We start from the raw sequence: 24,755 nt of genomic DNA, 5'->3' as shown, positions 1-24,755 counted from the left end.
CAATGAATTACCAGGTTCTCGCCAGAAAATGGCGTCCTCATAATTTCACAGAAGTTGTCGGACAAGAACATGTTGTCAAATCGTTGATGAACGCTTTGCAGCATGACAGACTTCATCATGCCTATTTGTTTACCGGAACCCGGGGCGTCGGCAAGACCACAATCGCCAGAATCCTGGCCAAAGCCATCAATTGCCTGAATCTGCAGGGGTTTAATCCTTGCGGAGAATGTAGTGTCTGTCGCGATCTTGATGAAGGCCGGTTTCTGGATTTAATCGAGGTGGATGCGGCATCCCGTACCAAAGTCGAAGATACGCGGGATTTACTGGATAACGTCCAGTATGCACCCAATCAAGGCCGCTATAAGGTCTATCTGATCGACGAGGTGCATATGTTGTCGGGGCATAGCTTTAATGCCTTGCTCAAAACCCTGGAAGAACCGCCTCCGCATGTCAAATTCCTGTTGGCGACCACGGACCCGCATAAAATTCCCGTCACCGTACTGTCGCGCTGTCTGCAGTTTAATCTGAAGCGCTTGCTCCCGACCCAGATCTTGCAACAGATGGAGTTTATACTCCAGCAAGAGAAAATCGAATCTGAAGACGCGGCTCTGAAATTACTGGCACGCGCCGCCGATGGCAGTATGCGTGACGGATTGAGCCTGCTGGATCAGGCCATCGTCTTCGGTAACGGTAGAGTGAGTGCGGAACAAGTTAGCGCCATGCTGGGCACCGTTGCCCAGCAGCCCGTGGACGATCTGTTAACAGCCCTGGCCGACGATGACGCTGCGGCTATTCTTGATAAAATCGATGAAATCGCCAATTTAACCCCTGATTTCAGTGATGTTTTGCAACAAATCCTGCAGTTTCTGCACCGCATAGCCATGGTTCAGCAAGTGCCTGGAGTCATCAATCATGAATTTGATGCCGACATGATTGCGGCGCTGGCCTCACGGTTCACGCCTGAAGATGTTCAGCTTTATTACCAGATTGGCTTGATAGGACAAAGAGATCTGGATTTGGCGCCCGATCCGCGCAGTGGCTTCGAAATGGTTATGTTGCGCATGCTGACGTTCAGGCCGGCAGCGCAGGAGCCGAATCCCGTCAAGCCGACCCAGTCTCCCCGAACTGTCCTCAAGCAGGAGACCAAGCCGCAGCAACCGCCTGTCACAGCAGTTAATCAGACTGAGCCAGTGCAAGCGTCAGTGAATGGCAAAGGCGACAATGACTGGGCTGAAATGATTGTTGCCATGAGGATTGGCGGCATGACCCGGGAGCTGGCCAATAACTGTATTCTGGAAAATATAGATGATAAAGTGTGCACATTAATATTGGATCCAGGGCACAAACAACTGCGTAGTGCGGTCACAGAAGAAAAATTGCAAAACGCCCTGCGGCGTTACCGCGGCACATCACTGAAACTGGTGATTAATACCGAAAAAACCGTAATCGATACACCGGCGGTACAATTGATTAAGGCGCGGGAAGACAGGCAGCAGGCGGCTGTTGATGCTATTAATTCAGACGAGAATATTCAGGCTTTGAAAGAACATTTTGATGCCAGGGTGCTGCCCGGTACGATAGAGCCTGTTTAACAATATATTAGGAGTGAAACAATGAAGAATGCGCTGGGTAATCTCATGCAGCAAGCCCAAAAAATGCAGGAAGATATCAAGAAAGCTCAAGAAGAACTTGCATCCATGCAGGTGATGGGTGAAGCCGGTGGCGGCCTGGTGACTATCTTGATGACCGGCAAGCGGGAAGCCAGAAAGGTTACGATCGATGATTCTTTGCTGGCTGAAGACAAGGATATGCTGGAAGATATGGTTGCGGCCGCTATTAATGATGCCGTCAATAAAGTGTCAAAAATGAAAAAAGAAAAAATGGCTGATATAACAGCCGGCATTCCGTTGCCGCCCGGGTTCCAGATGCCTTTCTAGACATGCAGAAAAATGGCTTATTGGGCCAGTTGATACAGAGCTTGTGCTGTCTGCCCGGCGTAGGTCCCAAAACCGCTCAACGCATGGCTTTTCAATTACTCCAGCATAACCGCAACGGCGCCAGATTGCTGGCTGAAACACTGTTGCGGGCTATTGATGAAATCGGCTACTGCCGTGAGTGCCGCACGTTGACCGAAGATAGCCTATGCGGAATCTGCGCTGACAATTCACGCGACAGTTCCCTGATTTGTATCGTTGAGAATCCGGCTGATGTCTGGATTATTGATCAGGCCGCTGTGTTTAAAGGGCGTTACTTTGTCTTGCACGGACGACTGTCGCCGTTAGACGGCATCGGGCCGGATGAACTCGGCCTGGATATACTGGAACAGCGCCTGGCGACAGGCAGCGTAAATGAATTGATATTGGCCACGAGTTCAACGGTAGAGGGTGAGGCAACCGCATACTTCATTGGAGAACTGGCCGGAAAATATCATGTGCAAGCCAGCAGAATCGCCCACGGCGTACCGATGGGCGGCGAATTGGAGTTTATCGACAGCGGCACGTTATCTCATGCATTTAACGGAAGAAAACAAATTTAGATCCAAAACTCAAGGTGAAAACTATGGCTGATTGTTTGTTTTGCAAAATGGTTGCCGGCGAAATTAAACCGGATGTGGTTTTTGAAGATGATCGTATATTGGCATTCAGGGATATTAATCCGCAGGCTCCTGTGCATATTCTGGTTATCCCTAAAGTCCATGTCCCGACATTGAATGACTTGGATGATACCGAATTGGCCGGCCGACTGTTACAGACCGTCGTGAAACTGGCAAAGCAGGAAGGGTTGGCTGAAGACGGCTATAGAACGGCAATCAGTTGCAACAAGCGAGGCGGGCAGGAAGTCTATCACTTGCATCTGCATCTGCTGGGCGGCCGCCAAATGAAATGGCCGCCGGGCTGATCCTGGTTGCAACTATTAACGACAGGCCGTAATCCGGCAATTCCCCCGCTTTTATTACAGCACAGTTTATTATGAAACAAGGCGGCTCACTCATTGATGCGTGCCTGATTTTCCAGATACCTGACTTCTACCTCGGCCTGGCCTCGCAAGCCGATTTTTTTGGCGGCTCCTTCAGATAAATCAATCAATCTGCCCTTTTTAAACGGACCGCGATCATTTACCAGGACATCAACGTAAAGGCCATTACGCAAATTAGTGACGCGTACTCGGCTTGGTAGTGGCAGCGTTTTATGTGCGGCTGACAGGCCGCCTGGTTTGAAACGGGTTCCCATGGCGGTACGGTTGCCGGATTCCGATCCATACCAGCTGGCGATGCCCCGTTCTCTGTAACCTTCCGCGGAATGCAATGGATAGTAGGTCTTGCCTCTTACTTTATAAGGACGGTTATAAGGCGCCTTGTGAGAATTAAGGGCGCCTTTATAAGCGGGAGGCGGTTGGTGGAATGGCTGAAATGGTGGTTCCGATGCGCAGCCATTGATTAAGCCGGCAAGCAGCAACGTCAGCCCGATATATCCATGTTGTAAATATGTTCTGCTAAAGCTGAAAACGGTTACTTGCCTATGCATAAATCTTCCTGTCAATCATAGTAATCTGTTGGGCTTTTATCTTTTTTCTTAGTGCTCAGACGGGAATGATTGTAACGGCCATTCTGATCTTTCCGGTGTTCGGCTAAAGCTATAGTTTAAGCTTTGATTTTTAAACAGCCCTTAAGAAATTCCGCCGACCCTTGATAAGAATCAGTTATTTCTAATGCTTGCCTGCATGTTTCATGACAAAATATGATTTAACTTATATGTGAGGAATTACTCTTTTATGAAAATTGCTATTTTGTCTCGTAACTCTAAATTATATTCAACCGCTCGATTGGTTGAAGCCGCCGAAGCACGCGGACATGAGGTACGGGTTTTGGATGTTTTGCGCTGTTATATGAATATCACGTCGCATAATCCGTCCATCCATTATCGGGGCGAGGATCTGACAGGATTTGATGCCGTGATTCCCCGTATTGGCGCTTCGGTCACTTTTTACGGTACTGCGGTGTTAAGGCAATTTGAAATGATGAATGTATTTCCATTGAATGAGTCTGTGGCTATCTCACGTTCGCGCGATAAATTACGCTCAATACAATTGTTGGCGCGTAAAGGTATCGGCCTGCCGGTAACCGGTTTTGCCAATAATCCGGATGACATTGAAGATCTGATCTCTCAAGTAGGCGGTGCGCCGTTAGTCATTAAATTATTGGAAGGCACGCAAGGGATAGGCGTAGTGTTGGCGGAAACGCATAACGCGGCCGAAAGTGTTATTCAGGCTTTTATGGGGCTTAAAGCCAATATTATGGTGCAGGAGTTTATCAAGGAAGCCGAAGGCAGCGATATTCGCTGTTTTGTCGTTGGCGATAAAGTAGTGGCTGCCATGAGGCGCCAGAGTGCGGCGGGCGAGTTTCGCTCTAATTTACATCGCGGCGGAACAGCTACGCTGGTCAGATTGACTCCGGAAGAGCGCTCTACTGCTGTAAGGGCCGCAAAAATCATGGGGCTCAATGTTTGTGGCGTGGATATGCTGCGCTCCAATCATGGCTCCGTCATTATGGAAGTCAATTCATCACCAGGGCTGCGGGGTATCGAACAAACCAGCGGCAAGGATATTGCCGATCTGATTATTCAATTTATTGAAAAACGTTTTGAAGCGCTGGGGGCGGCCAAGGATAAATCACTAGGCAGTAACCACCGTACACGTACACGGGGCAAAGGTTAGTTTTATTAGGTCGCTGAAGGTCGGTCCAACCGCCGGCCATGGGTATTTGCCCTTTAGGCGCGGGCAAAAAATCAAGTTGAGGTAATGCTAAACTTATTCTTAACTACGATGTCTTTGTAGCGATAATTAAAAAAATCTTAACGGAGATTGATAAAAATATAAGCGGGTTCTTTATTGAGTTAAAGTTAAAATTTTAATGGTAATGTTTTTATTCTTTGCATGTTTTCATGGCAAGAATTAATAAGAAAAATTCTTTAATGTGAGTTTAAAAAATGTCTAAAACATCTTCTAAATCAGTTATCAAAACCAGTTCAAGAAGAAATGGCGCAGAAATTGAGCATGATGACAACGATCTGTTTGAAGATAACGAATATGCTTCATTTTCTGATGGTATTAAAAATGAGACTATAAAAAGGGATGCCCGAAGGAAGATTGAAATCTATTGGGAAAAGAAGCGGTTGAAGGAACAGTTGGATGATTTCGATGAGTCTGAATTCGATTTCTAATGATTTCGCTGATGCTGGATTGAAATTAAAAAAATATTAGAAACATTTAATTTTCAGAAGGGCGACCGGTTGGGTTGGTCGCCCAGTATTGGCTGTTATCAAGCGCAATAAGGTTTCGCGTAACCGTCTGTGTGCTTGATAGCCAGACATGGAAGCGCAAGGAGAAAATCAAGTATCAGCATCTTGCAGGCATAGGCGTGCCTGATCCTCTATCCATAAATCCGGCAGACCGTGTGTATCGATCGCTGGCGTTCTGTCGCTAAATCCGTTTTTGCATTGCGCTTCGGCAGATAATCGAATTCTTGCGCTATTAAACGCATTATTTATTAGAAGATCGCTCGCTTATATTGCAGTAATGCCGTATGGGTTCGCCGACATAGATCTGACGGGGGCGATAAATAGCAACGCGCTCACCATGGATCATTTCTCGCCAATGAGCTAGCCACCCTGGCATGCGGCCAATAGCAAACAGGACGGTAAACATATTGGTAGGAATGCCGGCTGCGCGCAATATCAGGCCGGAATAGAAATCCACATTCGGATACAGCTTGCGTGAAATGAAATAGTCGTCTTTCAGCGCGACTTCTTCAATTCGTCTGGCAATATCAAGCAGAGGGTCTTTGATGCCTGGCTTGTTGAGTAATATGTCGCAATGTTTTTTCAATACAATGGCCCGAGGATCATAATTCTTATAAACCCTGTGACCGAAGCCCATCAGGCGCTTGGCCGAGTTCTTGTTTTTGGCCTCGTTGATGAATTCAGTGCCATCGCCACCCTCCGCATGTATTTGTTCCAGCATCTTAATCACTTCCTGGTTGGCACCGCCATGACGAGGCCCCCAGAGTGCGGAAATACCGGCGGAAATAACGGCATAGACATTGGCCATGCTGGAGCCTGCGGTGCGGACAGAAGAGGTGCTGCAGTTTTGTTCGTGGTCGGCATGTAATATCAGCAGCATATCTATCGCGCGCACGATATCATCGTCCAGTTGATAATCGCGTACCGGTGACGAGAACATCATGTTCAGAAAGTTGCGCACATAGGTGAACTTGATGGAGGGATAAACCAGCGGTTCGCCTATCGATTTTTTATAGGAAAACGCCGCAATGGTGCGTACCTGCGAAACCAGGTTCGCTACAATTTGTATTTCAGATGCTTCATCGAGGCGATCAAACACCGGATAAAAAGTCGATAACGACGCGACCATCGTTGCCAGAATCCCCATGGGATGCGAGCCGCGCGGAAAACCGTTGAAAAAATGGTGCATGTCTTCATGAATGATCGAAGAATCATTCAATGCAGTCGAGAAGTGCCGCAGCTGATCCACGGTCGGCAATTCGCCATACAGCAATAGGTAGGCGACTTCGACAAAACCTGAATGCTCGGCCAATTCTTCGATAGGATAGCCCCGGTAACGCAGAATACCTTTTTCGCCGTCAATAAAAGTGATGGCGCTTTCGCAAGCGCCTGTATTTCCATAACCGTCATCAAGTGTCACATAACCGGTCTGGCTGCGAAGTTTGGAAATATCAATCGCTTTCTCACCTTCAACCCCTATATAAGTGGGCAATGTGTAGGTCTTGTCGTCCAGGGTCAATATAGCCGGGGTTAGCGGCCTTAATCTATCGGTCATATATACTAAATCTCCAAAAACTAATGGGTAACCTGGTAATTGAAAATTATCTTGGTTACTGCAAGCTACTCACTTACTAATTGTCCATTATATCCGGTTCTTTCTTTCAACTTTCAGTTTTCGTTAGCCCTTTGCCGAGAAAATAGGCCTTTCGCATGAAAGTAAGGTAATCTATTTTTCATGATCGTTGTGCTAAAGGAACCCAGCGCTTAAGCGTTACAAGTCATGTCAGTCATATGACAGGGAAATAAAGGTTTTCAACAATTCGGCGGCATCAGCCATGCCTTTATGCAGATGTTGCTCAATTTCCGCCATGGTAATTTCGCCGTCGGTTTTGCCGGCAGCCCAGTTCGCCACAACGGCAATCGTGGCATAATCCATATTCAGTTCTTTGGCCAAAGCCGCTTCCGGCATGCCGGTCATGCCCACCAGGTCGCAGCCGTCACGCTCCATGCGCCGTATTTCCGCGGCTGATTCCAGTCGCGGGCCCTGTTTGCAGCCATAGGTGCCCAATGGGGTTATTTTGAGGTGGGCTTGGGCCGCGGCGGTGATTAAACGGGAGCGCAGCTTTTGACTGTAGGGATAAGTAAAGTCTATATGAGTCACCTCATTGTCGTCTTCGAAAAAAGTATGCTTGCGGTCATAAGTGTAATCGATAATCTGATCCGGAATGGCGATATGCGCGGGCTCCATTTCAGAAGTAATGCCGCCGACCGCGGCCACGGCAATGATTTGTTCGACGCCCAGTTCCTTAAGTCCCCAGATATTGGCGCGATAATTGATTTTATGAGGCGGTATGCGGTGGGGATTGCCATGTCTGGCCAGAAATATCACTTCAGTATGGCTCAGCTCGCCGGTAATGTATTCGGCCGAAGGCAAGCCGTAAGGCGTGGTGACGCGATCCCGCCTGATGATTTTCAGGTCATGCATTTGGGTGAGCCCCGTGCCGCCGATGATGGCCAGTTTGGTCATGATGTCATTTCCTCATTTTGTTCTTTGCAGGCATAAATGCCGGCTGCATTGCGTAAGTAGCCCTTGTAGTCCATGCCGTAGCCGAACAGGTAACGGTTCTCAACTTTCAGGCCGACAAAGTCTGCCGTTATCGGTTTTTCATGGTCGAGAATTTTATCAACCAGCACGGCGGTGAAGACCTCCGTAGCGCCCTGTTCCAGGCAATATTGGTAGACTGCCTGCAACGTGATGCCTTCGTCGAGGATATCATCGACCAACAGTACCGTTCTGCCTTTAAGCGGTGTGTCCGGTTTAAGAACCCATTTAATGTGGCCGCCCGAAGTCTGGTTTTGATAGCGGCTGGCATTGATGGCGTCCAGGGTAAGCGATATCTGCAAGCGGGTCATCAATTTGCCCGCCGTGACCAGGCCGCCGTTCATGACACAGAGGAATAACGGATTGCGCTCGGCCAGCCGGGCATTGATTTCTTGAGCCATTCTGTCCAGGGCGGCCTCAACTTCCTGTTCGCTATACAGTAAATCAGCGGTGGCTTGTACGTGTTTGATTTCTTCAAGCATGATTATAAATTTGATTGATTTGAGCTGAAATTTTTTGCCATTTCTCACAGTTGATTAACTGCTCGCGGTTCATTTGCGGTTTACCACGCATGTTGTTGAGCCGTTGCTCCCTGAGCGGGTCCTGGGTGATGGGCAGCGTATCGAGCACTTGTTCCGCGGCGTGCGGATTATTACAGATCAGTATCATATCGCAACCGGCTTGCTGTGCCAGCCTTGCGCGTTCAGGGAAATCGCCGACTGATGCGGCCCCTTCCATGCTTAAGTCATCACTGAAAACCGTGCCGTTAAAGTTAAGTTCCCTGCGCAAAATCTGCCGTATCCAAAACGGCGAAAAACCGGCCGGGCTGGCATCAATGTTCGGATAAAGCACATGTGCGGGCATAATGCCTTCCAGTCCTTCGGCGATGAGCTGCTTGAACGGCATTAGGTCTTTGTTCCGGATACTGTCCAGGTCTCTTTCATCGACAGGAAGGGTAAGATGAGAATCCAGCGCTACGGCACCGTGGCCCGGAAAATGCTTTCCCGTGGCTGCCATGCCGGCGGCATTCATGCCTTTTCTAAAGGCGCTTGACAGCCGCGTCGCCAGTTCATGGTCTGTGGAAAACGAGCGGTTACCGATAATTTCGCTGATGCGGCAATCGATATCAAGCACCGGCGCAAAGCTGAAATCGACGCCGACGGCCAATAATTCGGCGGCCATGAGCCAGCCGGCCGGCTCGGCCAGTTCAGGCGCCTGTGCATAACAGGCTGCTGGCGGCAGGCGGGTGAAGCCGTTTTGGAAACGCTGCACTCTGCCGCCCTCCTGGTCAACGGCAATCAGTATATTACCCTGACGCGCCGCGCGAATGCTCGCGATCAGTTCAGTGACTTGCTCGGGGCTTTCATAATTGCGTGAAAAAAGTATAACCGCTCCGGTATTCGGATGGTTTATTATTTCTGTTTCATGCGGAGCGAGAGTCAAACCCTCAACATCCAGCATGATGGGGCCGATAGGATAGTTACGTGTCATTGCCTGGTATTATTTTGAAAAGGTCTATAAGGCCTGATATTTAAGTTAAACGGAGTTGGATGTGCGTTTGTTTGTTTTATTATTAAGCCTTTTATTCATCCCTGCTTATACCGCTGCCGGAGATGAAGAAAAAATAGGGGCAATTATAGAATATTTGGAGATGAATCCTAAATTTACTGTTAATTTGGCCGAGCCGAGAAAATATCTTCAGGTAAACATCCAGTTAATGGTCGAGGGTGAAAAAGCGCTGGCAAGCATAAAAAAACATCTGCCGGCATTAAGACATGAGTTGATCATGCTCTACAGCGGCCGGTCTTTTGATACCTTGCAAACGATGGAGCAGCGTGAAGGGTTGCGGCAGGAAAGTATTGTCGCGATACGCGAGACATTGGAAAGACATGGAAGCAGCGAAGGGTTTAAGGACGTGTTTTTTACCGAATTTTTGGTTAATTAAGCCAGTCTAACCGGTCCCTAAGGCGCATGAGATTTTCCGTGATCTGCTGTTGCGTATAGGGAACGGCATCAAATTTTCCCCAGACCGGTGCCGGCCAGGCTTTATCGGTCTGGTAGCGGACGATGTGATGAATGTGCAGTTGCGGCACCTGATTGCCGATAGAGGCGATATTCATCTTGTCGGCTTTGTAAAGCGCGGCCAGGTTTTCCGCCAGATAACTGGATTCGTCAAGCAACAGTCCCCGCTCGGGTTTTGTCAGTTGATAAATCTCGCGCAGCCCCGCTTTTTCGGGCACCAGGATAAACCAGGGATACTGGCTGTCGTTCATCATCAGCAAGCGACTCAGTTGAAATCGGCCGACTTCGACGCAGTCTTGCTGGAGGCGAGGGTGCAGCTCAAATGCCATGGTTTTTATAACGATGCTTGAATTAATCGGAAAATTGGGGTTAATTTACTATTTTTAAAAAATTATAACAAACAGTAAAAAGGTCGTTCCATGTCCGCGCCAACCATTCCAATTCAAGACCTGCCTTCTGAGAATAAGCTGGCCGTATCGTTCCGGCTGCTATTGGGATTGTATGCCATTATTCCCGCTTGTTTACTGCTTCAGTTGCTTGATGTCGGATTTTGGCAAGGTTTTCTGCAGCGCTATTTGCCAAGCAGTCCCCACCATTTCATATTGTTTCAAATCGTTTTTGGCACGCCTCACATTATCGCCAGCGCCATTGTCATGGCAAGCAATAAGGAGTATCTGAAGTTTTATAAGCTGAAAATCATTTTAATGACTGTCGCGATAGCGGCTTTCTTCGGCATCGGTAGCCTGTTTATTCCCTATCTGGTTTTTTATGTGCTTGTGGCCTGCTGGACCGTTTACCATGTGCTTAAGCAGCAGCACGGCGTGGCCCGAGGCGTTTGTCATCTGCCGTCATGGGCGTTTTACCTGTTGTTGTGGCTGAGTGTGGCGGCCGGTATATTTGTTTATGTCGGCATATTCCTGAAAAACACCCTGGATGCACAGCAAACCGAATGGGTCAAGCATGCGGCGGCCGGCTTGTGCATCGGCCTGGCGCTAAGTACGGTGTTGTGTCAGCGCTATGCCACCACTCTATTTGGCAAGCTGTTTCTATGGGCCAATACCTTGCTTGTACTGAGCAGTTTTTATTTTTACAGCCAGCAGTATTATTTTCTCGCTATTCTGGTGCCAAGACTGGTTCACGATGCGACGGCTTATGTCTTCTATGTGACGCATGACTACAACAAGCATCATTCGCATCCCGGGAATTTTATCTACCGTTATGCCGCGCGCTGCAACGTACATGTTTTTGTCGTGCTGCCGGTGCTCTCCTTTGCGCTGGCGTTTACCTTGCAGAACTACGGAGATGATGCGGTGAATTTAATAACCATCTACCTTTTTGATGTGGAATTTCGTAAGGTCATTACCGTGGGTTTATTGGGCTACCTGGCGTTAATGCATTATTACACGGAGGCTTTTACCTGGAAGCAGGGTTCGCCTTATCGGCGGTTTATCGCTTTTACAAAATGAATGAAGGGGTAAATAACAATTAAAAACTGATGTTACGCATGGTCGGTTTTTATTCCCGTTTGCCGCGCTGGGCGCCGCGGCTTTTGGACGTGTATTGCGGGTAATCGGCGGGGGCATGTCTGTGATGGATGCGAATTCACTTGAGCCCTATAGTTCGCATAGTGCGAATAGTGCGAATAGTGCGAATAGTGCGAATAAATTCGCACCTACATTGGAATCCAGAGGCATAGCGCCGTAGTGTAAAAGCCCTGCATGGGATTTTAGCTGGAAACAGGGCTGCCGCTTCGGCGTTTTATGGCCTGTTCTAAATGGACGGCGGGTGAGAGAGAGGCGGTGTCGATGCCTCTCTGAAGATTTCTTATTCGGTCAGTGAAAACCCGACTTTTATCGTTACTTGCCAGTGAGCAATTTTACCGTTTTCTATATTTCCACGGGTTTCGACAACTTCAAACCAGCGCAGATCATGAAGGGTTTTTGCGGCCTTGCTGACGGCATTTTCGATGGCTTCCTGCATGCTGACGGTTGAGGAACCAGTCAGTTCTATTTTTTTATAGATATGGTCAGTCATGATTGCTCTCTCTTTGCTTGTAGTAAAGGTCCAGTTCTTTTAGGCGCTGCGGAGTGCCTATGTCCATCCAGAAACCATCGAATTTTTGTCCCGATATTCTGCGTTCCCGGATGGCCGTCCGCAGCAACGGCGCTAGTTTAATTTTTCCGACCGGTGTATTGCCAAATAGTTCAGGACGGTAGAGTCCGATTCCGCTAAAGGTGAATTTTTCCAAGCCGTTTTCAATGACCTTGCCGGTCTTATCAAGGCCGAAATCGCCCTGTCTATTGTGCTCCGGATTGCCGACTAATACCAGATGCGCCAGATCAATATTGAGGTTTTTCAGTTCTGCAAACGGGAAGTCCGTGGCAATATCGCCATTGACGACCAAGAATGCCTCCTTGCCCAACAAGGGCAGGGCATTGATAATGCCGCCGGCCGTTTCCAGTCCCTGCTCGCCTTCGGGCGAGTAGCGAATTTCGGCGCCGAACCGTTCGCCATTGCCAATCCGCTGTTCAATTTGCTGGCCCAGATGGGCGTGATTGATGATGATTTCATGGAAACCCGCCGCGACCAGTTGCGTGATCGTGTGTTCGATAAGCGCTTTTCCAGCAGCGGGCAGCAAGGGTTTGGGGGTGTGATCGGTCAAGGGGCGCATTCTCTCACCGCGTCCTGCCGCTAAAATCATGGCTTTCATAGTCTGGGCAAGACCTGTTCGTGTAGAAACCGGCCAAAATCGGCTAATTCAGGGTAGCTAGCGCAAACGGCAGTGACGTAATTCAGCGTGCGAGGTATGTCTTTCAGATAGCCGGGTTTGTTATCCCGGATATGCAGGCGTGAAAAAATGCCGATGGCTTTCAGGTGCCGCTGCATGCCCATCAGGTCGAACCAGCGTTTAAAGCGAGGCGGATCGCAATCGATCAGGCCTGCCTGCAGGAGGCGGTGATAATACCGCGTCATCCACTGGTCGACCTGCTGTTCGGGCCAAGCTATATAACAGTCGCGCAGCAGCGACACCAGATCATAGGTGATAGGCCCGATAACGGCATCCTGAAAATCGATCACGCCGGGTGAATCGGCTTCCAGCACCATCAGATTGCGCGAGTGAAAATCGCGATGCACGCAAGTAGTCGGCTGCTCCAGCGCCGAGGCGATCAGTATTTCATGCACCGCGTTTCGCAGTTGCTCCGGCATGGCGATGTCCAGCGATCGCTCTAGAAACCAGTCATCGAAAATAGCCAGTTCCCTTTTCAGTAACGGCTCGTCGTAGGCGGGCAGGTCGCTGCCGATTTGCGGCGTTTTGGTTTGCAGCTTAAACAAGCTGTCAAAGGCGCTTTGATATAAATCGGCGGCGGTATGCTCATTCAATTGATCCAGTAAGCACTGGGAACCGAAATCTTCCAGCAATAAAAATCCGTCGCCGGGGTTTTGTTGGAAAATAGTCGGTACATTGACTTCAGAACGCGCCAGCAAACCAGCGATTCTTATGAAGGGTTCGGTGTTTTCTTGGGGCGGAGGCGCATCCATAACGATAAATTGGCCTTGCGGCGCCTTGATTCTGAAGTAGCGCCTGAAACTGGCGTCACTGGAAGCAGATTCACAAGAGCGAATATCCAATAATAAATCGTTTTCGAGCCAGTCGAGCATGGATAATGCTCTTAAGTCTTCGGGCATCATGAGGAATAGAAGAGTTTAGTTATAATGCTGCAGTAAATAAGGTAAAATGCTGAATTCAGCATTTTATCGATTTGTGATTCTTTAAGCTACTAAACTTCTATCCTCTATGCGGCGCCGCTTATTTCTGGTTTTCTTACCCTCTTTTTACGCATCTCTCGGTTTTGCCAATGAAGCAGTTTGGAATTGCGAGCAAAACAAGGACAGCAAGGAGTGGGTTTGCGTTGGCGAAGCGAAGCCAGCCGGGAAAACCGATGAGGCACAAGCGGCAACTCAACCCGCACCGGTTGAAGAAACGCAGCCACCGGTTGTTCCTGAACCTGTTCAAGCCGCACAGCCAGCAGTTCCCGAGCCTGTTGAAGAGACCGAACCGGTTTTGGCCAAACCTGTAGAAGACCTCGAGTCAGCCGCCACTGAGGTAGTGGAAAACGAAACACCGGTTGTAGTCGATCCTGAAGATAAGCGGCGGGTAGTTGTCAAACGCCCCGTCGTTATCGATCCGAATGAACCGGTTCCGGTTGATCTGGGAAGCACCAAAACCGTCAGCGTTGCAAAAGCACAGCGGCGTCCGGGATGGAGTTGCGCGCCCGGTGAGGAAAACCAGAACTGGAGTTGCAAGCTGGAGGGTAATGATCCGAAAGGCCAGGCGCAGATTGTTGCCACGGATGAGACTAAACCGGGGCTGCTGCTGGATCCGGCATTTGATTGGCAACAGGAACAAATCTTTACCACCTTGCACTCGCAGTTGAAATATGATCCGTGGGAAAATTGCATGGTGGATACCCCGGTATCGCCGACGTTTGTGCCGGAAAAACACTTGCGGGAGACTTCGCCGCTGGAGGTTCGGTCGGACTATTCGGAACTTTTCGATACCGAAATCAGCAGCTATTTCGGCAATGTCCAAATTAATCGTGCCGATCAGCACATTCTGTCGGATATGGCTAATTATGATACGGTTTCGGAAACGCTCGATCTGCAGGGCGATGTTTATTACAGCGAAGATGAACTGGCCTTGTACAGCGATACGGCCGTACTTAATTTGGCCACTGATCAGGGCAGGCTGAGGGATACGATGTTTATAGCGCCGGCGGCACCGATCAGAGGGCGGGCGCAAGTCGTTTACCGCGACAGCAAGACCCTGTCCCGCTATAAAGAGGTCGCCTATACCAGCTGTCGTCCCGGCAACCAGGATTGGGTGGTCCATGCCTCCGAATTGAAACTGAATGATATAACCGGCCAGGGCTCGGCCAGAAATGCCTGGCTGGAGTTTAAAGGCACGCCTGTATTCTATTCGCCTTATCTTTCGTTTCCTATCGATGACAGAAGGTTGTCCGGTTTCCTGGCGCCTTCTTTCGGCAATACGCAACGCGGGGGATTCAATGTATCCGTGCCTTACTACTGGAATATCGCCCCTAACTACGATGCGACTTTAAGACCTCGTTACCTGTCAAAAAGAGGCATTTTACTGGGCGGCGAGTTTCGTTATCTGACCAAGATGACAGAAGGCAAGTTAAATCTCGAATTCATGCCCGACGACAGGTTGCGGGATCAATCACGGTATTTTGCCAAGATTTTAAACAGCACCCGGTTCACGCCGCATATCAGTTCATATCTGGATCTCAGTTATGTATCTGATAAGGACTATTTCAATGACCTTGGAAATGCGCTGAGCCTGACTAATTTAAGCTATTTGCACAGCCAGGCGAATGTCAGTTATGTCAACAAGGGCGTTTCATTTATTAACCGGGTTGAGAATTATCAGGCGATTGACAAGGCAATACGGCCGCAAAACCGCCCTTATCGGAGATTGCCGCAAAGTATTTTGAATCTGAACCACAGCTTCGATTTCATGCCGCTCGATGCTGCCATGAACACTGAATATGTCAATTTTCAGCATGATCATCTGGTAAATGGCCAGAGGATCAATGTCAAGCCATCAGTCAGTTTCCCGCTGGAAACGGCCGGTGCTTTTTTAAGGCCGAAATTTTCCCTGCAGCATACCCAATACCTGTTAAGCAAGCAGGAAACAAGAAATTTAGGGCAACCGGATTCCATTTCCAGAACCCTGCCTATCGCATCCGTCGACGGCGGCCTGTTTTTTGAGCGTGAATTCGACTTTGGCGAGAATTCCTTCAGGCATACGATAGAGCCGAGGTTATTCTACCTGTATATTCCCAAAGACGATCAGGACGACATACCGTTGTTCGATACCTCGCTCTATGATTTCAACTTCAGCAGTTTGTTCAGGGAAAACCGCTTCAGCGGCAACGACAGGGTACAGGATGCAAACCAGATCACGGCCGCCCTTACTTCGCGTCTGGTCGATTCTGAGACCGGCAGGGAAAGACTCAGATTCGATATCGGTGAGATTTTCTATTTCCGGGATAGGGAAGTCGGTTTATGCGGCAGCTATTACTCACCGTTATGCACAGTTAACCGGCCGCTTGAAACCAGCCGTTTTTCCAACCTGGTGAGTGAACTAAATGTCCGGTTAACGGATCATTTATCGGTTGACAGCGGTCTACAATGGAGCCCGGATGTCAATGACATCGTCCGAGGTGATGTCATGCTGCATTATATTAATCATCCCGGTGAAATTATCAATATCGGTTACCGGTATAGAAAAAATACGGTCGTGACTTTCCCTGACCGGCGCAATGATATTATCCAAAGCGATATTTCATTCCATTGGCCCATATACAACAACTGGTATGCGGTGGGGCGCTGGCAGTACTCCTTGCTCAATAATGCCACGCGGGAAAGCTTTTTCGGCTTTGAAAAAGAGAACTGCTGCTGGCGTTTCCGCGTGATCGGCCGGCGCTGGGTGAACACTGCCGTCCTTAATGTGTTTGGCGATACCGCTATCTCTAATGTCGATTTCGCTAATCTCGATCCGGAAGGCGAAAGCCAGACCGGCGTATTTTTCCAAATAGAGCTTAAAGGCTTGACCGGTGTGGGAGAAAAACTGGATGAGTTCTTTGAAGAGAATATTTATGGTTACCGGAAACCGACGAAATAATTTTTCAAAAAAATATGAAAAAATTGATTGTACCTGTACTGCTTTGTAGTTTATTTTTCAGCGCTTTTGGCGCAGTGCATGCGGAAGTGCTGGATAAAATTGTTGCTGTCGTTGAAGATGACGTGATTCTTGACCGTGAACTGGAGCGGGAAGTCGCGGCTGTCGTGCAGCGAATCGAGGCCAATAATGCCGTTGTGCCGCCGAGTTATATCCTGCGCAAGCAGGTGCTGGAAAGAATGATTATCGATATGCTGCAACGTCAGATGGCTGAGAGAGCCGGCATCACGGTGACCGAGGAAATGCTGAACAGCCAGGCGACTGAGATTATGCGAAGAAATAATATGACTGCCCGGGAGTTTCGGGCCGAGCTGGAAAGTCAGGGCATCAGCTACCAGGGTTTTTTGGATACCATGCGTAATGAGATTATTATCAACCAGTTGCGCGGACGGGAAATTGGCGGGCGCATCAAAGTGACCGACAGAGAGGTTGAACACTACCTGGAAACCCAGGGCAAGATTGGCGAGGAGGCGACTCAGTATCATCTTGGCCATATCCTGATTGCCGTTCAAGAAGCCGCGTCGGCGCAGGAAATACAAAAAGCCTGGGCCAAAGCCAATGAGCTGGTTGAAAAACTGCGCGCGGGCGGCGATTTCGCGCAGGCGGCGATGAGCTATTCAGATGATGCCAATGCCTTGAAAGGCGGCGATCTGGGCTGGCGCACCAAGGGCGATATACCGACCATGTTTGCTAGTGAGGTCGGGGACATGAATCCGGGCGATATCGCCGACCCCATTCGCAGCCCGAGCGGTTTTCATATTGTGAAATTGCTCGAACAAAAAGGTTCGGAGCAGCATATCGTCACTAAAACCAAAGTCCGGCATATCCTGATCAAAACCAATGAGCTGATCGATGATGCCGAGGCAAGAAAACGCTTGCTGGCCTTGAAAGAGCGGCTGGCAAACGGCGAGGATTTTGCAGCGTTGGCGCGCGCCCACTCCGACGACAAAGGATCGGCATTAAAAGGCGGTAGTCTCGACTGGGTCGGCCCCGGCGATTTGGTAAAGCCGTTCGAAGACGCCATGGAGCAACTGGCTACCAATGAAATCAGCGAGCCCGTGCAGACACAGTTCGGCTGGCATTTAATTCAGGTTCAGGATAGGGAAAACAAGGATAATAGCGACGAGTACAAAAAGAATCAGGTCAGGGAAGCCATACGCAAACGTAAAATTGAAGAAGAAACCGAACTTTGGATGCGCAGGCTGCGTGATGAAGCATTTGTGGAAATTTACCAGGATAGACTCTAAAGTAGTGCGGTTAACAGCGATCGATCGTAAAACAGGATGAATGACAGGAATAGTGTAACGGCTGAAGCGGTCAGCCAAGCCGAACCGTTGACAAAACGTTTGCGGCAGATTTTAAGCAGCCAGAACCTGGAGGCCCATCGTGCCGTCATCAAGGAAATAGCCGCTGAACTGGATGCGGATATTTTGGATTGCGCCGCGGCTTTGGTTTATTTAAACCAGTCGGCGGCGACTATATCGTCCATTGGTTTATGGGAGGAACAAAAGCCGGCCATCAAACCGCCGCCGTCACCCAGTCTGCCGCCTATCAAAATGATACGCTATCGCCTGGACATAGGCCGAACCCATCATGTCACGGTAGAAGAAATCAGAAAGGTTCTGGTTGAAGAATCCGGCGTTGATAAGAATAATATCAACAGAGTCGATATTCATGGTGTCTATACCATTATCGAATTGCCGGCCGGCATGCCGCCGGATATCTTTCAACACCTGAAAACAGTGGAAATCAATCAGCAAAAATTGAACATAACGCGTATAAAAGCGCGCAGTAAAAAACGTGGAAAAGGCAATTTTCGGCGCGGGCGGCAGCGTTCCGCGCAATTGGATAATCAGGGCACCGACCTGTCGGGCATCGTAGGCTAAACACCGACATAAGGATTGCGGCGCATTTCCTCGCCAAAGGTAGACATCGGGCCGTGGCCGGGAATGAACGCGACCTGTTCGCCCAAAGGCCATAAATTATTTTTTATGGAACTGATCAATGTATGAAAATCGCCTTTAGGAAAATCGGTCCGTCCGATTGAGCCTTTAAACAAGACATCACCCACAATCGCCAGTTGCGACTGACGGTGATAAAAAACCACATGGCCGGGCGTATGTCCCGGACAATGCAATACCTCTAGCGTTTCTTCCCCGACTGTGACCTTATCGCCGTGCACCAGCCAGCGTGTCGGTTTGAACTTATGGCAGGCAGGAAAGCCGAAGGTCCGGCATTGGGCCGCAATGGCATCAATCCAGAACTGGTCGTCGCGGTGAGGGCCGACAATGGGAATACTAAAGGAAGAGGCCAGTTCATAAGTGCCGCCAATGTGATCGAGATGGCCATGCGTCAGCAGAATGGATTCCAGCATCACCTGTTCCTGCTCGATGGCGTCCAGAATCAGGTCGACATCACCTCCCGGGTCAACGACAGCGGCCTTGCCGGTTCGCTCGCAGATCAGCAGGGAGCAGTTTTGCTGAAAGGCCGTGACGGGAATAATGCGGTATTTCATATAGACACACTCTAAATAAAACGATTTTACCATCAACCTATCAGATGCAGTTCGATCAAATTCATGACCGAGGTAGGTTAAAAATAAAAAAACTGTTATTGTGATAATTATGACTACTATTCAATATATTGATACGCCGGAAAAGCTAAGTGCGTTGTGCCGGCAAATCTTGACAGAACCCTGGCTGGCGCTGGATACCGAGTTTTTGAGAGAAAAAACCTACTTTCCAAAGTTCTGCCTGTTGCAGATTGCCACGCCCGAATGGGTGGCCTGCGTCGATCCCATCGCGCTGCCCGATTTAAGCGAACTTTTCGACGCATTGTACAATCCCGCCATTATCAAGGTCTTCCATTCCTGCAGACAGGACCTGGAGATCTTCTTTCAATTAAGAGGCAGCATCCCCGAGCCGATTTTCGATACCCAAATAGCCGCGCCTTTGCTGGGCTTTCAGGATAATCCCGGTTATGCCATGCTGGTGTCCAGCTTTCTCAATATCAACCTCAGCAAAGCGCATACGCGCACCGACTGGACCGTACGGCCGTTAAGCGAGGAGCAGTTGCGCTATGCGGCCGATGACGTGATTTATTTGTGTCAGGTCTATCTGATCATGCGCCAGAAGCTTCAGGAGCTTGGCCGTTTCGACTGGCTGAAAAGCGATTTTGAGCTATTGAAGAATCCCGAACTCTACCTGGTGTCACCGGAAAAAGCCTGGTTAAAGGTCAAGGGTAAAAACAAATTGACAGGTCGGCAGCTGTCGATTGTCCAGGTACTGTGTGAATGGCGCGAACGTACCGCGCAGGTTGAAGACAGGCCCAGAAGCTGGCTGATGCGCGATGATATGTTGCTTGAACTGGCCAAGCTTCAGCCCGGTACCGTCAGCGCCCTGGCCGAAGTGCGCGGCATTAACGAGCGCACCGTCAACCGATACGGAAAGGTGCTGTGCCAGTTGATCAACGACGCCAGGCAACGCCCGCCCGTTCCGTTGCACGAAAAAGGCAGACCCGCCCGGAAAACGCAGCAGCAGGAAGCCATACTGGATATTTTGACGGCGCTGGTTCGGGTCAGGGCCGAAGAGAACTCGCTGAATCCAGCCATTCTTGCCACACGCAAAGACCTGGAAGTACTGCTATTCAACGATGACGACGAGTGCTCGTTACTGCACGGCTGGCGCTTCAGCATGGCGGGCAGGGAACTGGTGGGACTGCTGAAGGGCGATTTTTTGATCGGCATCGAATCCGATAAACTGAATATCGTCAATAAACCCGCCTTATAACGGCTGTCATGCGCTAGCCTGGGGATATTTGCCTCGAACGAACAGAACTGTCTGGATACAGGCGCCATGACCTGCGGGCGACTTTCCCTACCGTATGCATAAGCCCCAAGGAAAGTGTTTATGCCGGGCAATGACTGAATCAGTTCCCGTCCAGGCAGTCGTTCGCGGTTTTATGCCTTGAATTGATGAGATGAGACAGCAGTCATCAAATGCTTGATGGCAGTGATTAATCGTGCGCTGCCAGCGGATGATGGGCGACATCTTCCTGACGGATCACTTCCTCGGCTGTCGGCGTGCCCTCAACGGCGCGCTTGATCGCCAGCATCGTGGCCTCGTAATTCCAGTCCTGGATTTTATTATTGTCCTCGGCTTCCCAGTGGATAAAAACGCCGACACAGATAAAAATATCGTTGGCTTCCTCCAGCGGTATGACGCCCGTTTTAACGCTGTCGGCAACCGCCTTGGCGACGCCGCGCTCGGCCGGACCGAACATTTGCGTGGCCTGTTTCTCGTTTTTGATTTCGACTTTATTGAACATGACCGTATTGGGCTTGGCCATCAGATTGGGCGCCACCAGCGCCAATAAAGCGTTATCCCCGCGCTTCTGATTAGTCAGTGTAATGCAGAACGCCGTTTCGGCGGCGCTGCCGCGCGGCCCCATGATCAGGTCGACATGCGCCAATTCATTGCCTTCACCTACAAGAGCTTCACCTACCAGTACTTTGTCGATTTTTGACATTTTCATTTCAGCCTCTCCTGTTAAGGAACGTGAATTTTATAACTCCCGCAACTGACTTGTCTTTCTGTCCCTCTTCGGCGTTGCGCAAACAGTTACATAGCTTGCTATGCGCCTGTTTGCGCGCCTTGAAAATGAACAGAAATCCTGCCTCAATTGCGGGTCTTATTTCATTCCCGTTCCAAAGTTCACAAACCAAACATGAATTAAAAAGAAGACAGGCCGGCGGCAAAATAGTTTCGCCCGGAAGAGGTTCGCAATGCGCGTCAATCCAAGGGCCGCAAGCGCCGCCTTGTCCTGGCAGTGGTTTTCCGGACGAAATAATTCGTCATCCTGTCGAAAAACTCATGCAAAACCAGCGCCGCCAGTATCAGCGCCGTACCGGAAACGATTTTCATGGTCAGCGGTTCATGATTGACCGTATGGCCAAGCATCAGTGCCAGTACCGGCGAGAGCAGGGTAATCAAGGCCACGCGCGTCGCGGCCAGATGGGCCAGCACATAGTAATAAAGCACGAAGCCGATAGTGGTCGCGATAACGCCTAAATAAATAATCGAGGCCAAACTGGCAAGCGGCAAGGAAACCGGCCATTGCCCATCGGCCAGCCACCAGGTCAGCCAATAGGCCGGCACCGCCAGCAGCAAACCGCCGGCGACCTGTGACAAAGCCGGCAGTTGCGCGCGGATGCGCTGCACCCAAACGGCACTGGCCGATTGCAGGCCGGCGGCCACCAGTACGCCGGCGATACCCAGCACCGCCTCAGGGCCGAATTGCAAGGCCGAACCGAACATGACGGCCAGACCGCCGACGCCTAGACCGTAAGACAACAATTTGCCCGGCGACAGGCTGCGTTCTTTCAGCCAGAGCGCCGACAGCAGCGCCGTGATCAGCGGCGACAAACCGAATATCACCGAGATCCAGCCGGAAGGAATGAACTGCGCCGCCCAGTAAACCGACAGCATGGCGCCGTACATTTGCAGGGCCACGGCCAGATAAGTCAGCAGCGCCTTGCCGTGCCAGGCCAGACGTTGCCGCAGCATTAACAGCAGCGTTAATACACAGACAATTCCGATGCTCATGCGGCCGGCCACGCCGAATAAAAATCCCGGCCCTTCGCCGCTCCATTTGATCGCCAACGGCGTAGTGGCCCAAATTAAAATGATACTGAGGTAGGCTAATGTGATGCGCATCAGAATAAAATCGCGGTAGTTAATAAATTAGTCGGCATGATGTTTCAAAGAGGTGGGATAAAGCAGTGTTAGTGGTTTAAATCAACTGTTATTAATCAGGAACTTGATGGTTTTTTGAGTTTCCAATAATCATAAAATCTGTCCAGTCCATAATCAGCATAAACGGGTGATCAAGATGGCGACACGCAATTCCAGAATAACCGAGTCCAGTTATGAAGCCGCGCGCGATTATCTGCAAAGACAGCTGGAGGCGCATTCCTGGTGGCCCACGGAACAGCCCGGACTGGCCCGGCAAGAGTTTAAGCTGATGCAGGGCGATGCGCGGGCGCTGAACGTCTGGTGCAAGAAGTGGCTGGATGCCGGGCAAATGCGGCAGCTGTCCAAAGCCATGCAAAACCATGAATGAACAGCCGGCGGCACTTGTATTGCTGTCAGGCTGTTTTTTTACGCGCGACAATCACGCCGTCCCGCGTCGGGTTGATAAAACTGTCAAAATCGGGATCGTTAAAGATCAACAGATTGTGCTCCAGTATCGCCTCGGTCCAGCCCGGCACAATATCGACAAAATTTTCCGCCGCCACGCGGCCGTGCCAGAGCACATTATCGGCAATATACAAGCCGCCGGGGCGGACGCGGTCTCGGGCCATTCTCCAGACCTCCGGATAATCGCCTTTATCGACATCGTTGTAGCAGATGTCAAACAGTCCTTCGGTTTGAGCGAAGATGTCCTGTGCCGATCCGGTATGAAAATCGACCCTGTCCCATAACCCGGCGGCGCTGAGATAGTCCCCCGCTTTCCGCAGATTGATGGCATCGCCGTCGCTGCAGATCACGGTGCCTTCAGGACCGACCGCGCGCGCGAACCAGTAAGCCGAATAACCGTAACCGCTGCCGAACTCGAATACGCGCCGGGCACCGATGCTTTTCGCCAGCGTTTCCAGAAAAATACCCACCAGACGATCGACGATGGGGAAATTATGCTGCCTTGCATACTCTTCCATCTCGGCCAATACCGGGTGATCGGTAGGGCCGGTGAGGCTGAGCAGGTAGTTCTCGATGGCCGGATTGACCGGAACGATAACGGAGGGATTCGCTATCGTGGGGGATTGCCTGTTGGCCATTATCTGTTCCTCGCTGTGAAATGATGGGAGAGTCATTGTATTTTATTATTTGCGGACGCCAGGGGAAAAATTTGCTTGCGAACGCCCCCATCTGACATCGTAAGCCCTCGGCTCGTTTAACAGAGCGCTAAAAAATTTATCCAGTCCCGAAACGACCAGAACTTAGCGAGCCGATTGCGGGTCACAGGCCATAATGGGCGCGAGGACCGCTTTATGATCAACAAAGAAGTTTCCGACAGATTGCGGGAAATTGCCCGATTGCTTGAGGATCAGGGCGCCAATCCGTTCCGTTCGACCGCCTATCTACGGGCCGCAGTTACGGTTGACGAACTCGACCGGCCGGTGTCCGAGATCGTCGAAAAGGAGGGCATCGACGGCCTGACCGAACTGCCCGGCATCGGCTCCGGCATCGCCCGCTCGATATGCGAATACGCCACCACAGGGCGCATGAGCCGGCTGGACAGCCTGAAAACCGGCCATGATCCCATCGAACTGTTCGAGCAGATTCCGGGCATCGGCCCGACCCTGGCGCATCGCTTGCTGGAAACGCTGCATATCGACACGCTGGAAGAGCTGGAAATGGCCGCGCATGACGGGCGGCTCGCGGCCGTGCCGGGCTTTAGCCGGAACAAAACCGAGATGATCCAGGCCTGGCTGGATCGCATTCTGGGTTATCGCCGTCCGCGTAAAAAAACGCAGGCGCCGACCGTCGAGGTGCCGATCGAATTACTGCTGGAAATTGACTATCTTTACCTGATCAAAGCCGACGAGGAAGAACTGCCCAAAATCGCGCCCAAACGCTTCAACCCGTCCGGCGAAGCCTGGCTGCCGATCATGCACAAAACCCGCAATGGCTGGCATTTCACGGCCTTGTACTCGAACACCTCGCGCGCCCACCAACTCAACCGGATCAAGGACTGGGTGGTTATTTACTTCTACGACGACCAGCATCATGAAGGGCAATACACGGTCGTCACCGAAACCAAAGGACCGCTGCAGGGCAAGCGCGTCGTGCGCGGCCGGGAGCGCGAATGCCGCGAGTTTTACGCCCGGAGATCGTCTGCTTCGAATGCAGGCTGATTACTGAACCGGATCAAACCGTAATTTTTCACTGATGTTATGCATCAGTTGAATTGCGACGGGTTTAAAAAGTACCGCCAGCGCGACGGTTGCTTGAATTCAACTGTAGGGTCGAATTCACTTGTGCCCTTTAGGGTATTCGACCCGAAACGCTGC

Annotated in this window: 27 protein-coding genes; 14 read left to right on the top strand and 13 right to left on the bottom strand. The window is 50.3% G+C overall.

The annotated features are described in order from the left end of the window. The first annotated feature begins 2 nt into the window (after positions 1 to 2). Genes dnaX through METMA_RS0102410 form a run of 4 tightly spaced genes read left to right on the top strand, consistent with a single transcriptional unit; the run spans position 3 to position 2,898 of the window. On the top strand, positions 3 to 1,592 hold the full coding sequence (gene dnaX, locus METMA_RS0102425) for a DNA polymerase III subunit gamma/tau (protein ID WP_020157474.1): 1,590 nt from the start codon (positions 3 to 5) through the stop codon (positions 1,590 to 1,592). Positions 1,593 to 1,613: 21 nt separating this feature from the next. Further along, complete coding sequence (locus tag METMA_RS0102420) at positions 1,614 to 1,937, top strand: YbaB/EbfC family nucleoid-associated protein (protein WP_020157473.1); 324 nt, start codon at positions 1,614 to 1,616, stop codon at positions 1,935 to 1,937. 2 nt (positions 1,938 to 1,939) lie between these two features. Next, the gene (gene recR / locus METMA_RS0102415) at positions 1,940 to 2,536 is read left to right on the top strand and encodes a recombination mediator RecR (RefSeq protein WP_020157472.1); all 597 of its coding nucleotides are present in this window, start codon (positions 1,940 to 1,942) and stop codon (positions 2,534 to 2,536) included. Positions 2,537 to 2,559: 23 nt separating this feature from the next. Further along, entirely contained in the window at positions 2,560 to 2,898 is a 339-nt protein-coding gene (locus METMA_RS0102410) for a histidine triad nucleotide-binding protein (protein WP_020157471.1), read from the top strand. Between the two features lie 86 nt (positions 2,899 to 2,984). Here METMA_RS0102410 and METMA_RS0102405 read toward each other — a convergent pair whose 3' ends face one another. Next, complete coding sequence (locus METMA_RS0102405; protein WP_020157470.1) at positions 2,985 to 3,524, bottom strand: septal ring lytic transglycosylase RlpA family protein; 540 nt, start codon at positions 3,522 to 3,524, stop codon at positions 2,985 to 2,987. Positions 3,525 to 3,771: 247 nt separating this feature from the next. On the opposite strand from METMA_RS0102405, the gene rimK reads away from it, so the two are divergent. Both rimK and METMA_RS0102395 read left to right on the top strand, forming a co-directional pair. Beyond that, positions 3,772 to 4,713, top strand: coding sequence for a 30S ribosomal protein S6--L-glutamate ligase (gene rimK, locus METMA_RS0102400; RefSeq protein ID WP_027146981.1), 942 nt, complete (start codon positions 3,772 to 3,774; stop codon positions 4,711 to 4,713). Between the two features lie 272 nt (positions 4,714 to 4,985). Next, complete coding sequence (locus tag METMA_RS0102395) at positions 4,986 to 5,219, top strand: PA3496 family putative envelope integrity protein (protein ID WP_020157468.1); 234 nt, start codon at positions 4,986 to 4,988, stop codon at positions 5,217 to 5,219. 319 nt (positions 5,220 to 5,538) lie between these two features. Here METMA_RS0102395 and METMA_RS0102390 read toward each other — a convergent pair whose 3' ends face one another. The 4 genes from METMA_RS0102390 to nagZ form a co-directional block, all read right to left on the bottom strand. Next, positions 5,539 to 6,852 (bottom strand): citrate synthase, encoded by a 1,314-nt coding sequence (locus tag METMA_RS0102390; protein ID WP_036251328.1) that lies wholly within the window; start codon positions 6,850 to 6,852, stop codon positions 5,539 to 5,541. 228 nt (positions 6,853 to 7,080) lie between these two features. After that, positions 7,081 to 7,824 carry an S-methyl-5'-thioinosine phosphorylase gene (locus tag METMA_RS0102385; RefSeq protein WP_020157466.1) on the bottom strand — a complete coding sequence of 248 codons (744 nt, stop codon included), beginning with the start codon at positions 7,822 to 7,824 and terminating at the stop codon, positions 7,081 to 7,083. After that, positions 7,821 to 8,381 carry a hypoxanthine-guanine phosphoribosyltransferase gene (locus METMA_RS0102380; RefSeq protein ID WP_020157465.1) on the bottom strand — a complete coding sequence of 187 codons (561 nt, stop codon included), beginning with the start codon at positions 8,379 to 8,381 and terminating at the stop codon, positions 7,821 to 7,823. Before METMA_RS0102380 ends, METMA_RS0102385 begins: the two co-directional genes overlap by 4 nt. Further along, positions 8,374 to 9,390, bottom strand: coding sequence for a beta-N-acetylhexosaminidase (nagZ, locus tag METMA_RS0102375; RefSeq protein ID WP_020157464.1), 1,017 nt, complete (start codon positions 9,388 to 9,390; stop codon positions 8,374 to 8,376). The genes METMA_RS0102380 and nagZ overlap by 8 nt, the downstream gene beginning before the upstream one ends. Before the next feature lie 61 nt (positions 9,391 to 9,451). Between nagZ and METMA_RS0102370 the strand changes: the two genes are divergently transcribed. After that, positions 9,452 to 9,844: a flagellar basal body-associated FliL family protein gene (locus METMA_RS0102370; protein WP_036297604.1), complete on the top strand. Its 393-nt coding sequence runs from the start codon at positions 9,452 to 9,454 to the stop codon at positions 9,842 to 9,844. Here METMA_RS0102370 and METMA_RS0102365 read toward each other — a convergent pair. Continuing rightward, the gene (locus METMA_RS0102365) at positions 9,837 to 10,250 is read right to left on the bottom strand and encodes an HIT domain-containing protein (RefSeq protein ID WP_020157462.1); all 414 of its coding nucleotides are present in this window, start codon (positions 10,248 to 10,250) and stop codon (positions 9,837 to 9,839) included. The two genes, METMA_RS0102370 and METMA_RS0102365, sit on opposite strands and share 8 nt — an antisense overlap. 90 nt (positions 10,251 to 10,340) lie before the next feature. Here METMA_RS0102365 and METMA_RS0102360 point away from each other — a divergent pair, with 90 nt between their 5' ends. After that, positions 10,341 to 11,387, top strand: coding sequence for a hypothetical protein (locus METMA_RS0102360; RefSeq protein ID WP_020157461.1), 1,047 nt, complete (start codon positions 10,341 to 10,343; stop codon positions 11,385 to 11,387). A gap of 358 nt (positions 11,388 to 11,745) precedes the next feature. On the opposite strand, the gene METMA_RS0102355 is transcribed toward METMA_RS0102360, so the two are convergent. Genes METMA_RS0102355 through METMA_RS0102345 form a run of 3 tightly spaced genes read right to left on the bottom strand, consistent with a single transcriptional unit; the run spans position 11,746 to position 13,581 of the window. Next, on the bottom strand, positions 11,746 to 11,955 hold the full coding sequence (locus METMA_RS0102355; RefSeq protein ID WP_020157460.1) for a dodecin: 210 nt from the start codon (positions 11,953 to 11,955) through the stop codon (positions 11,746 to 11,748). Then, entirely contained in the window at positions 11,948 to 12,631 is a 684-nt protein-coding gene (murU, locus tag METMA_RS0102350) for an N-acetylmuramate alpha-1-phosphate uridylyltransferase MurU (RefSeq protein WP_020157459.1), read from the bottom strand. The genes METMA_RS0102355 and murU overlap by 8 nt, the downstream gene beginning before the upstream one ends. Further along, a complete protein-coding gene (locus METMA_RS0102345) occupies positions 12,628 to 13,581 on the bottom strand; it encodes an aminoglycoside phosphotransferase family protein (RefSeq protein WP_020157458.1) in 954 nt (317 codons plus the stop codon). The genes murU and METMA_RS0102345 overlap by 4 nt, the downstream gene beginning before the upstream one ends. Positions 13,582 to 13,717: 136 nt before the next feature. Here METMA_RS0102345 and lptD point away from each other — a divergent pair, with 136 nt between their 5' ends. From lptD to METMA_RS0102330, 3 genes are read left to right on the top strand one after another with little or no spacing between them, the layout of a single operon-like run. Next, positions 13,718 to 16,627 carry an LPS-assembly protein LptD gene (gene lptD, locus METMA_RS0102340; RefSeq protein WP_020157457.1) on the top strand — a complete coding sequence of 970 codons (2,910 nt, stop codon included), beginning with the start codon at positions 13,718 to 13,720 and terminating at the stop codon, positions 16,625 to 16,627. A gap of 14 nt (positions 16,628 to 16,641) precedes the next feature. Then, on the top strand, positions 16,642 to 17,931 hold the full coding sequence (locus METMA_RS0102335; protein ID WP_020157456.1) for a peptidylprolyl isomerase: 1,290 nt from the start codon (positions 16,642 to 16,644) through the stop codon (positions 17,929 to 17,931). Positions 17,932 to 17,967: 36 nt separating this feature from the next. After that, positions 17,968 to 18,570 carry a DbpA RNA binding domain-containing protein gene (locus METMA_RS0102330; RefSeq protein ID WP_020157455.1) on the top strand — a complete coding sequence of 201 codons (603 nt, stop codon included), beginning with the start codon at positions 17,968 to 17,970 and terminating at the stop codon, positions 18,568 to 18,570. On the opposite strand, the gene METMA_RS0102325 is transcribed toward METMA_RS0102330, so the two are convergent. Next, positions 18,567 to 19,199, bottom strand: a complete 633-nt coding sequence (locus tag METMA_RS0102325; RefSeq protein WP_020157454.1) for an MBL fold metallo-hydrolase — start codon at positions 19,197 to 19,199, stop codon at positions 18,567 to 18,569. The two genes, METMA_RS0102330 and METMA_RS0102325, sit on opposite strands and share 4 nt — an antisense overlap. A 109-nt stretch (positions 19,200 to 19,308) precedes the next feature. Between METMA_RS0102325 and rnd the strand changes: the two genes are divergently transcribed. After that, positions 19,309 to 20,472, top strand: coding sequence for a ribonuclease D (gene rnd, locus METMA_RS0102320; protein WP_027146977.1), 1,164 nt, complete (start codon positions 19,309 to 19,311; stop codon positions 20,470 to 20,472). A gap of 226 nt (positions 20,473 to 20,698) precedes the next feature. On the opposite strand, the gene fae is transcribed toward rnd, so the two are convergent. After that, on the bottom strand, positions 20,699 to 21,211 hold the full coding sequence (fae, locus tag METMA_RS0102315) for a formaldehyde-activating enzyme (protein ID WP_036251419.1): 513 nt from the start codon (positions 21,209 to 21,211) through the stop codon (positions 20,699 to 20,701). 263 nt (positions 21,212 to 21,474) lie between these two features. Next, positions 21,475 to 22,398, bottom strand: a complete 924-nt coding sequence (locus METMA_RS0102310; protein WP_020157451.1) for a DMT family transporter — start codon at positions 22,396 to 22,398, stop codon at positions 21,475 to 21,477. A gap of 175 nt (positions 22,399 to 22,573) precedes the next feature. Between METMA_RS0102310 and METMA_RS0102305 the strand changes: the two genes are divergently transcribed. Continuing rightward, the gene (locus METMA_RS0102305; protein WP_232216309.1) at positions 22,574 to 22,804 is read left to right on the top strand and encodes a hypothetical protein; all 231 of its coding nucleotides are present in this window, start codon (positions 22,574 to 22,576) and stop codon (positions 22,802 to 22,804) included. A gap of 25 nt (positions 22,805 to 22,829) precedes the next feature. Here the strand turns inward: METMA_RS0102305 and METMA_RS0102300 are convergent, their stop codons facing one another. Further along, on the bottom strand, positions 22,830 to 23,519 hold the full coding sequence (locus METMA_RS0102300) for an O-methyltransferase (protein WP_020157449.1): 690 nt from the start codon (positions 23,517 to 23,519) through the stop codon (positions 22,830 to 22,832). Between the two features lie 213 nt (positions 23,520 to 23,732). On the opposite strand from METMA_RS0102300, the gene METMA_RS0102295 reads away from it, so the two are divergent. Then, positions 23,733 to 24,599 (top strand): helix-hairpin-helix domain-containing protein, encoded by an 867-nt coding sequence (locus METMA_RS0102295; RefSeq protein WP_020157448.1) that lies wholly within the window; start codon positions 23,733 to 23,735, stop codon positions 24,597 to 24,599. Positions 24,600 to 24,755: the final 156 nt, after the last annotated feature.

It is taken from the genome of Methylobacter marinus A45, assembly GCF_000383855.1.
Classification (GTDB): domain Bacteria; phylum Pseudomonadota; class Gammaproteobacteria; order Methylococcales; family Methylomonadaceae; genus Methylobacter; species Methylobacter marinus.
The sequence above is the reverse complement of the archived record's forward strand: the minus strand, read 5'-3'. Positions and strand labels throughout refer to the sequence as shown.

Excerpts from the sequence above, each read along its gene's own strand:
- nagZ (WP_020157464.1), bottom strand. The coding sequence starts at position 9,390 with ATGACACGTAACTATCCTATCGGCCCCATCATGCTGGATGTTGAGGGT.
- rimK (WP_027146981.1), top strand. The coding sequence starts at position 3,772 with ATGAAAATTGCTATTTTGTCTCGTAACTCTAAATTATATTCAACCGCT.
- METMA_RS0102335 (WP_020157456.1), top strand. The coding sequence starts at position 16,642 with ATGAAAAAATTGATTGTACCTGTACTGCTTTGTAGTTTATTTTTCAGC.
- lptD (WP_020157457.1), top strand. The coding sequence starts at position 13,718 with ATGCGGCGCCGCTTATTTCTGGTTTTCTTACCCTCTTTTTACGCATCT.
- METMA_RS0102410 (WP_020157471.1), top strand. The coding sequence starts at position 2,560 with ATGGCTGATTGTTTGTTTTGCAAAATGGTTGCCGGCGAAATTAAACCG.
- METMA_RS0102390 (WP_036251328.1), bottom strand. The coding sequence starts at position 6,852 with ATGACCGATAGATTAAGGCCGCTAACCCCGGCTATATTGACCCTGGAC.
- METMA_RS0102420 (WP_020157473.1), top strand. The coding sequence starts at position 1,614 with ATGAAGAATGCGCTGGGTAATCTCATGCAGCAAGCCCAAAAAATGCAG.
- METMA_RS0102295 (WP_020157448.1), top strand. The coding sequence starts at position 23,733 with ATGATCAACAAAGAAGTTTCCGACAGATTGCGGGAAATTGCCCGATTG.
- METMA_RS0102310 (WP_020157451.1), bottom strand. The coding sequence starts at position 22,398 with ATGCGCATCACATTAGCCTACCTCAGTATCATTTTAATTTGGGCCACT.
- METMA_RS0102305 (WP_232216309.1), top strand. The coding sequence starts at position 22,574 with ATGGCGACACGCAATTCCAGAATAACCGAGTCCAGTTATGAAGCCGCG.
- recR (WP_020157472.1), top strand. The coding sequence starts at position 1,940 with ATGCAGAAAAATGGCTTATTGGGCCAGTTGATACAGAGCTTGTGCTGT.
- METMA_RS0102385 (WP_020157466.1), bottom strand. The coding sequence starts at position 7,824 with ATGACCAAACTGGCCATCATCGGCGGCACGGGGCTCACCCAAATGCAT.
- METMA_RS0102345 (WP_020157458.1), bottom strand. The coding sequence starts at position 13,581 with ATGCTCGACTGGCTCGAAAACGATTTATTATTGGATATTCGCTCTTGT.
- METMA_RS0102365 (WP_020157462.1), bottom strand. The coding sequence starts at position 10,250 with ATGGCATTTGAGCTGCACCCTCGCCTCCAGCAAGACTGCGTCGAAGTC.
- dnaX (WP_020157474.1), top strand. The coding sequence starts at position 3 with ATGAATTACCAGGTTCTCGCCAGAAAATGGCGTCCTCATAATTTCACA.
- METMA_RS0102405 (WP_020157470.1), bottom strand. The coding sequence starts at position 3,524 with ATGCATAGGCAAGTAACCGTTTTCAGCTTTAGCAGAACATATTTACAA.
- murU (WP_020157459.1), bottom strand. The coding sequence starts at position 12,631 with ATGAAAGCCATGATTTTAGCGGCAGGACGCGGTGAGAGAATGCGCCCC.
- METMA_RS0102395 (WP_020157468.1), top strand. The coding sequence starts at position 4,986 with ATGTCTAAAACATCTTCTAAATCAGTTATCAAAACCAGTTCAAGAAGA.
- METMA_RS0102355 (WP_020157460.1), bottom strand. The coding sequence starts at position 11,955 with ATGACTGACCATATCTATAAAAAAATAGAACTGACTGGTTCCTCAACC.
- METMA_RS0102325 (WP_020157454.1), bottom strand. The coding sequence starts at position 19,199 with ATGAAATACCGCATTATTCCCGTCACGGCCTTTCAGCAAAACTGCTCC.
- METMA_RS0102380 (WP_020157465.1), bottom strand. The coding sequence starts at position 8,381 with ATGCTTGAAGAAATCAAACACGTACAAGCCACCGCTGATTTACTGTAT.
- METMA_RS0102300 (WP_020157449.1), bottom strand. The coding sequence starts at position 23,519 with ATGGCCAACAGGCAATCCCCCACGATAGCGAATCCCTCCGTTATCGTT.
- METMA_RS0102330 (WP_020157455.1), top strand. The coding sequence starts at position 17,968 with ATGAATGACAGGAATAGTGTAACGGCTGAAGCGGTCAGCCAAGCCGAA.
- rnd (WP_027146977.1), top strand. The coding sequence starts at position 19,309 with ATGACTACTATTCAATATATTGATACGCCGGAAAAGCTAAGTGCGTTG.
- fae (WP_036251419.1), bottom strand. The coding sequence starts at position 21,211 with ATGTCAAAAATCGACAAAGTACTGGTAGGTGAAGCTCTTGTAGGTGAA.
- METMA_RS0102360 (WP_020157461.1), top strand. The coding sequence starts at position 10,341 with ATGTCCGCGCCAACCATTCCAATTCAAGACCTGCCTTCTGAGAATAAG.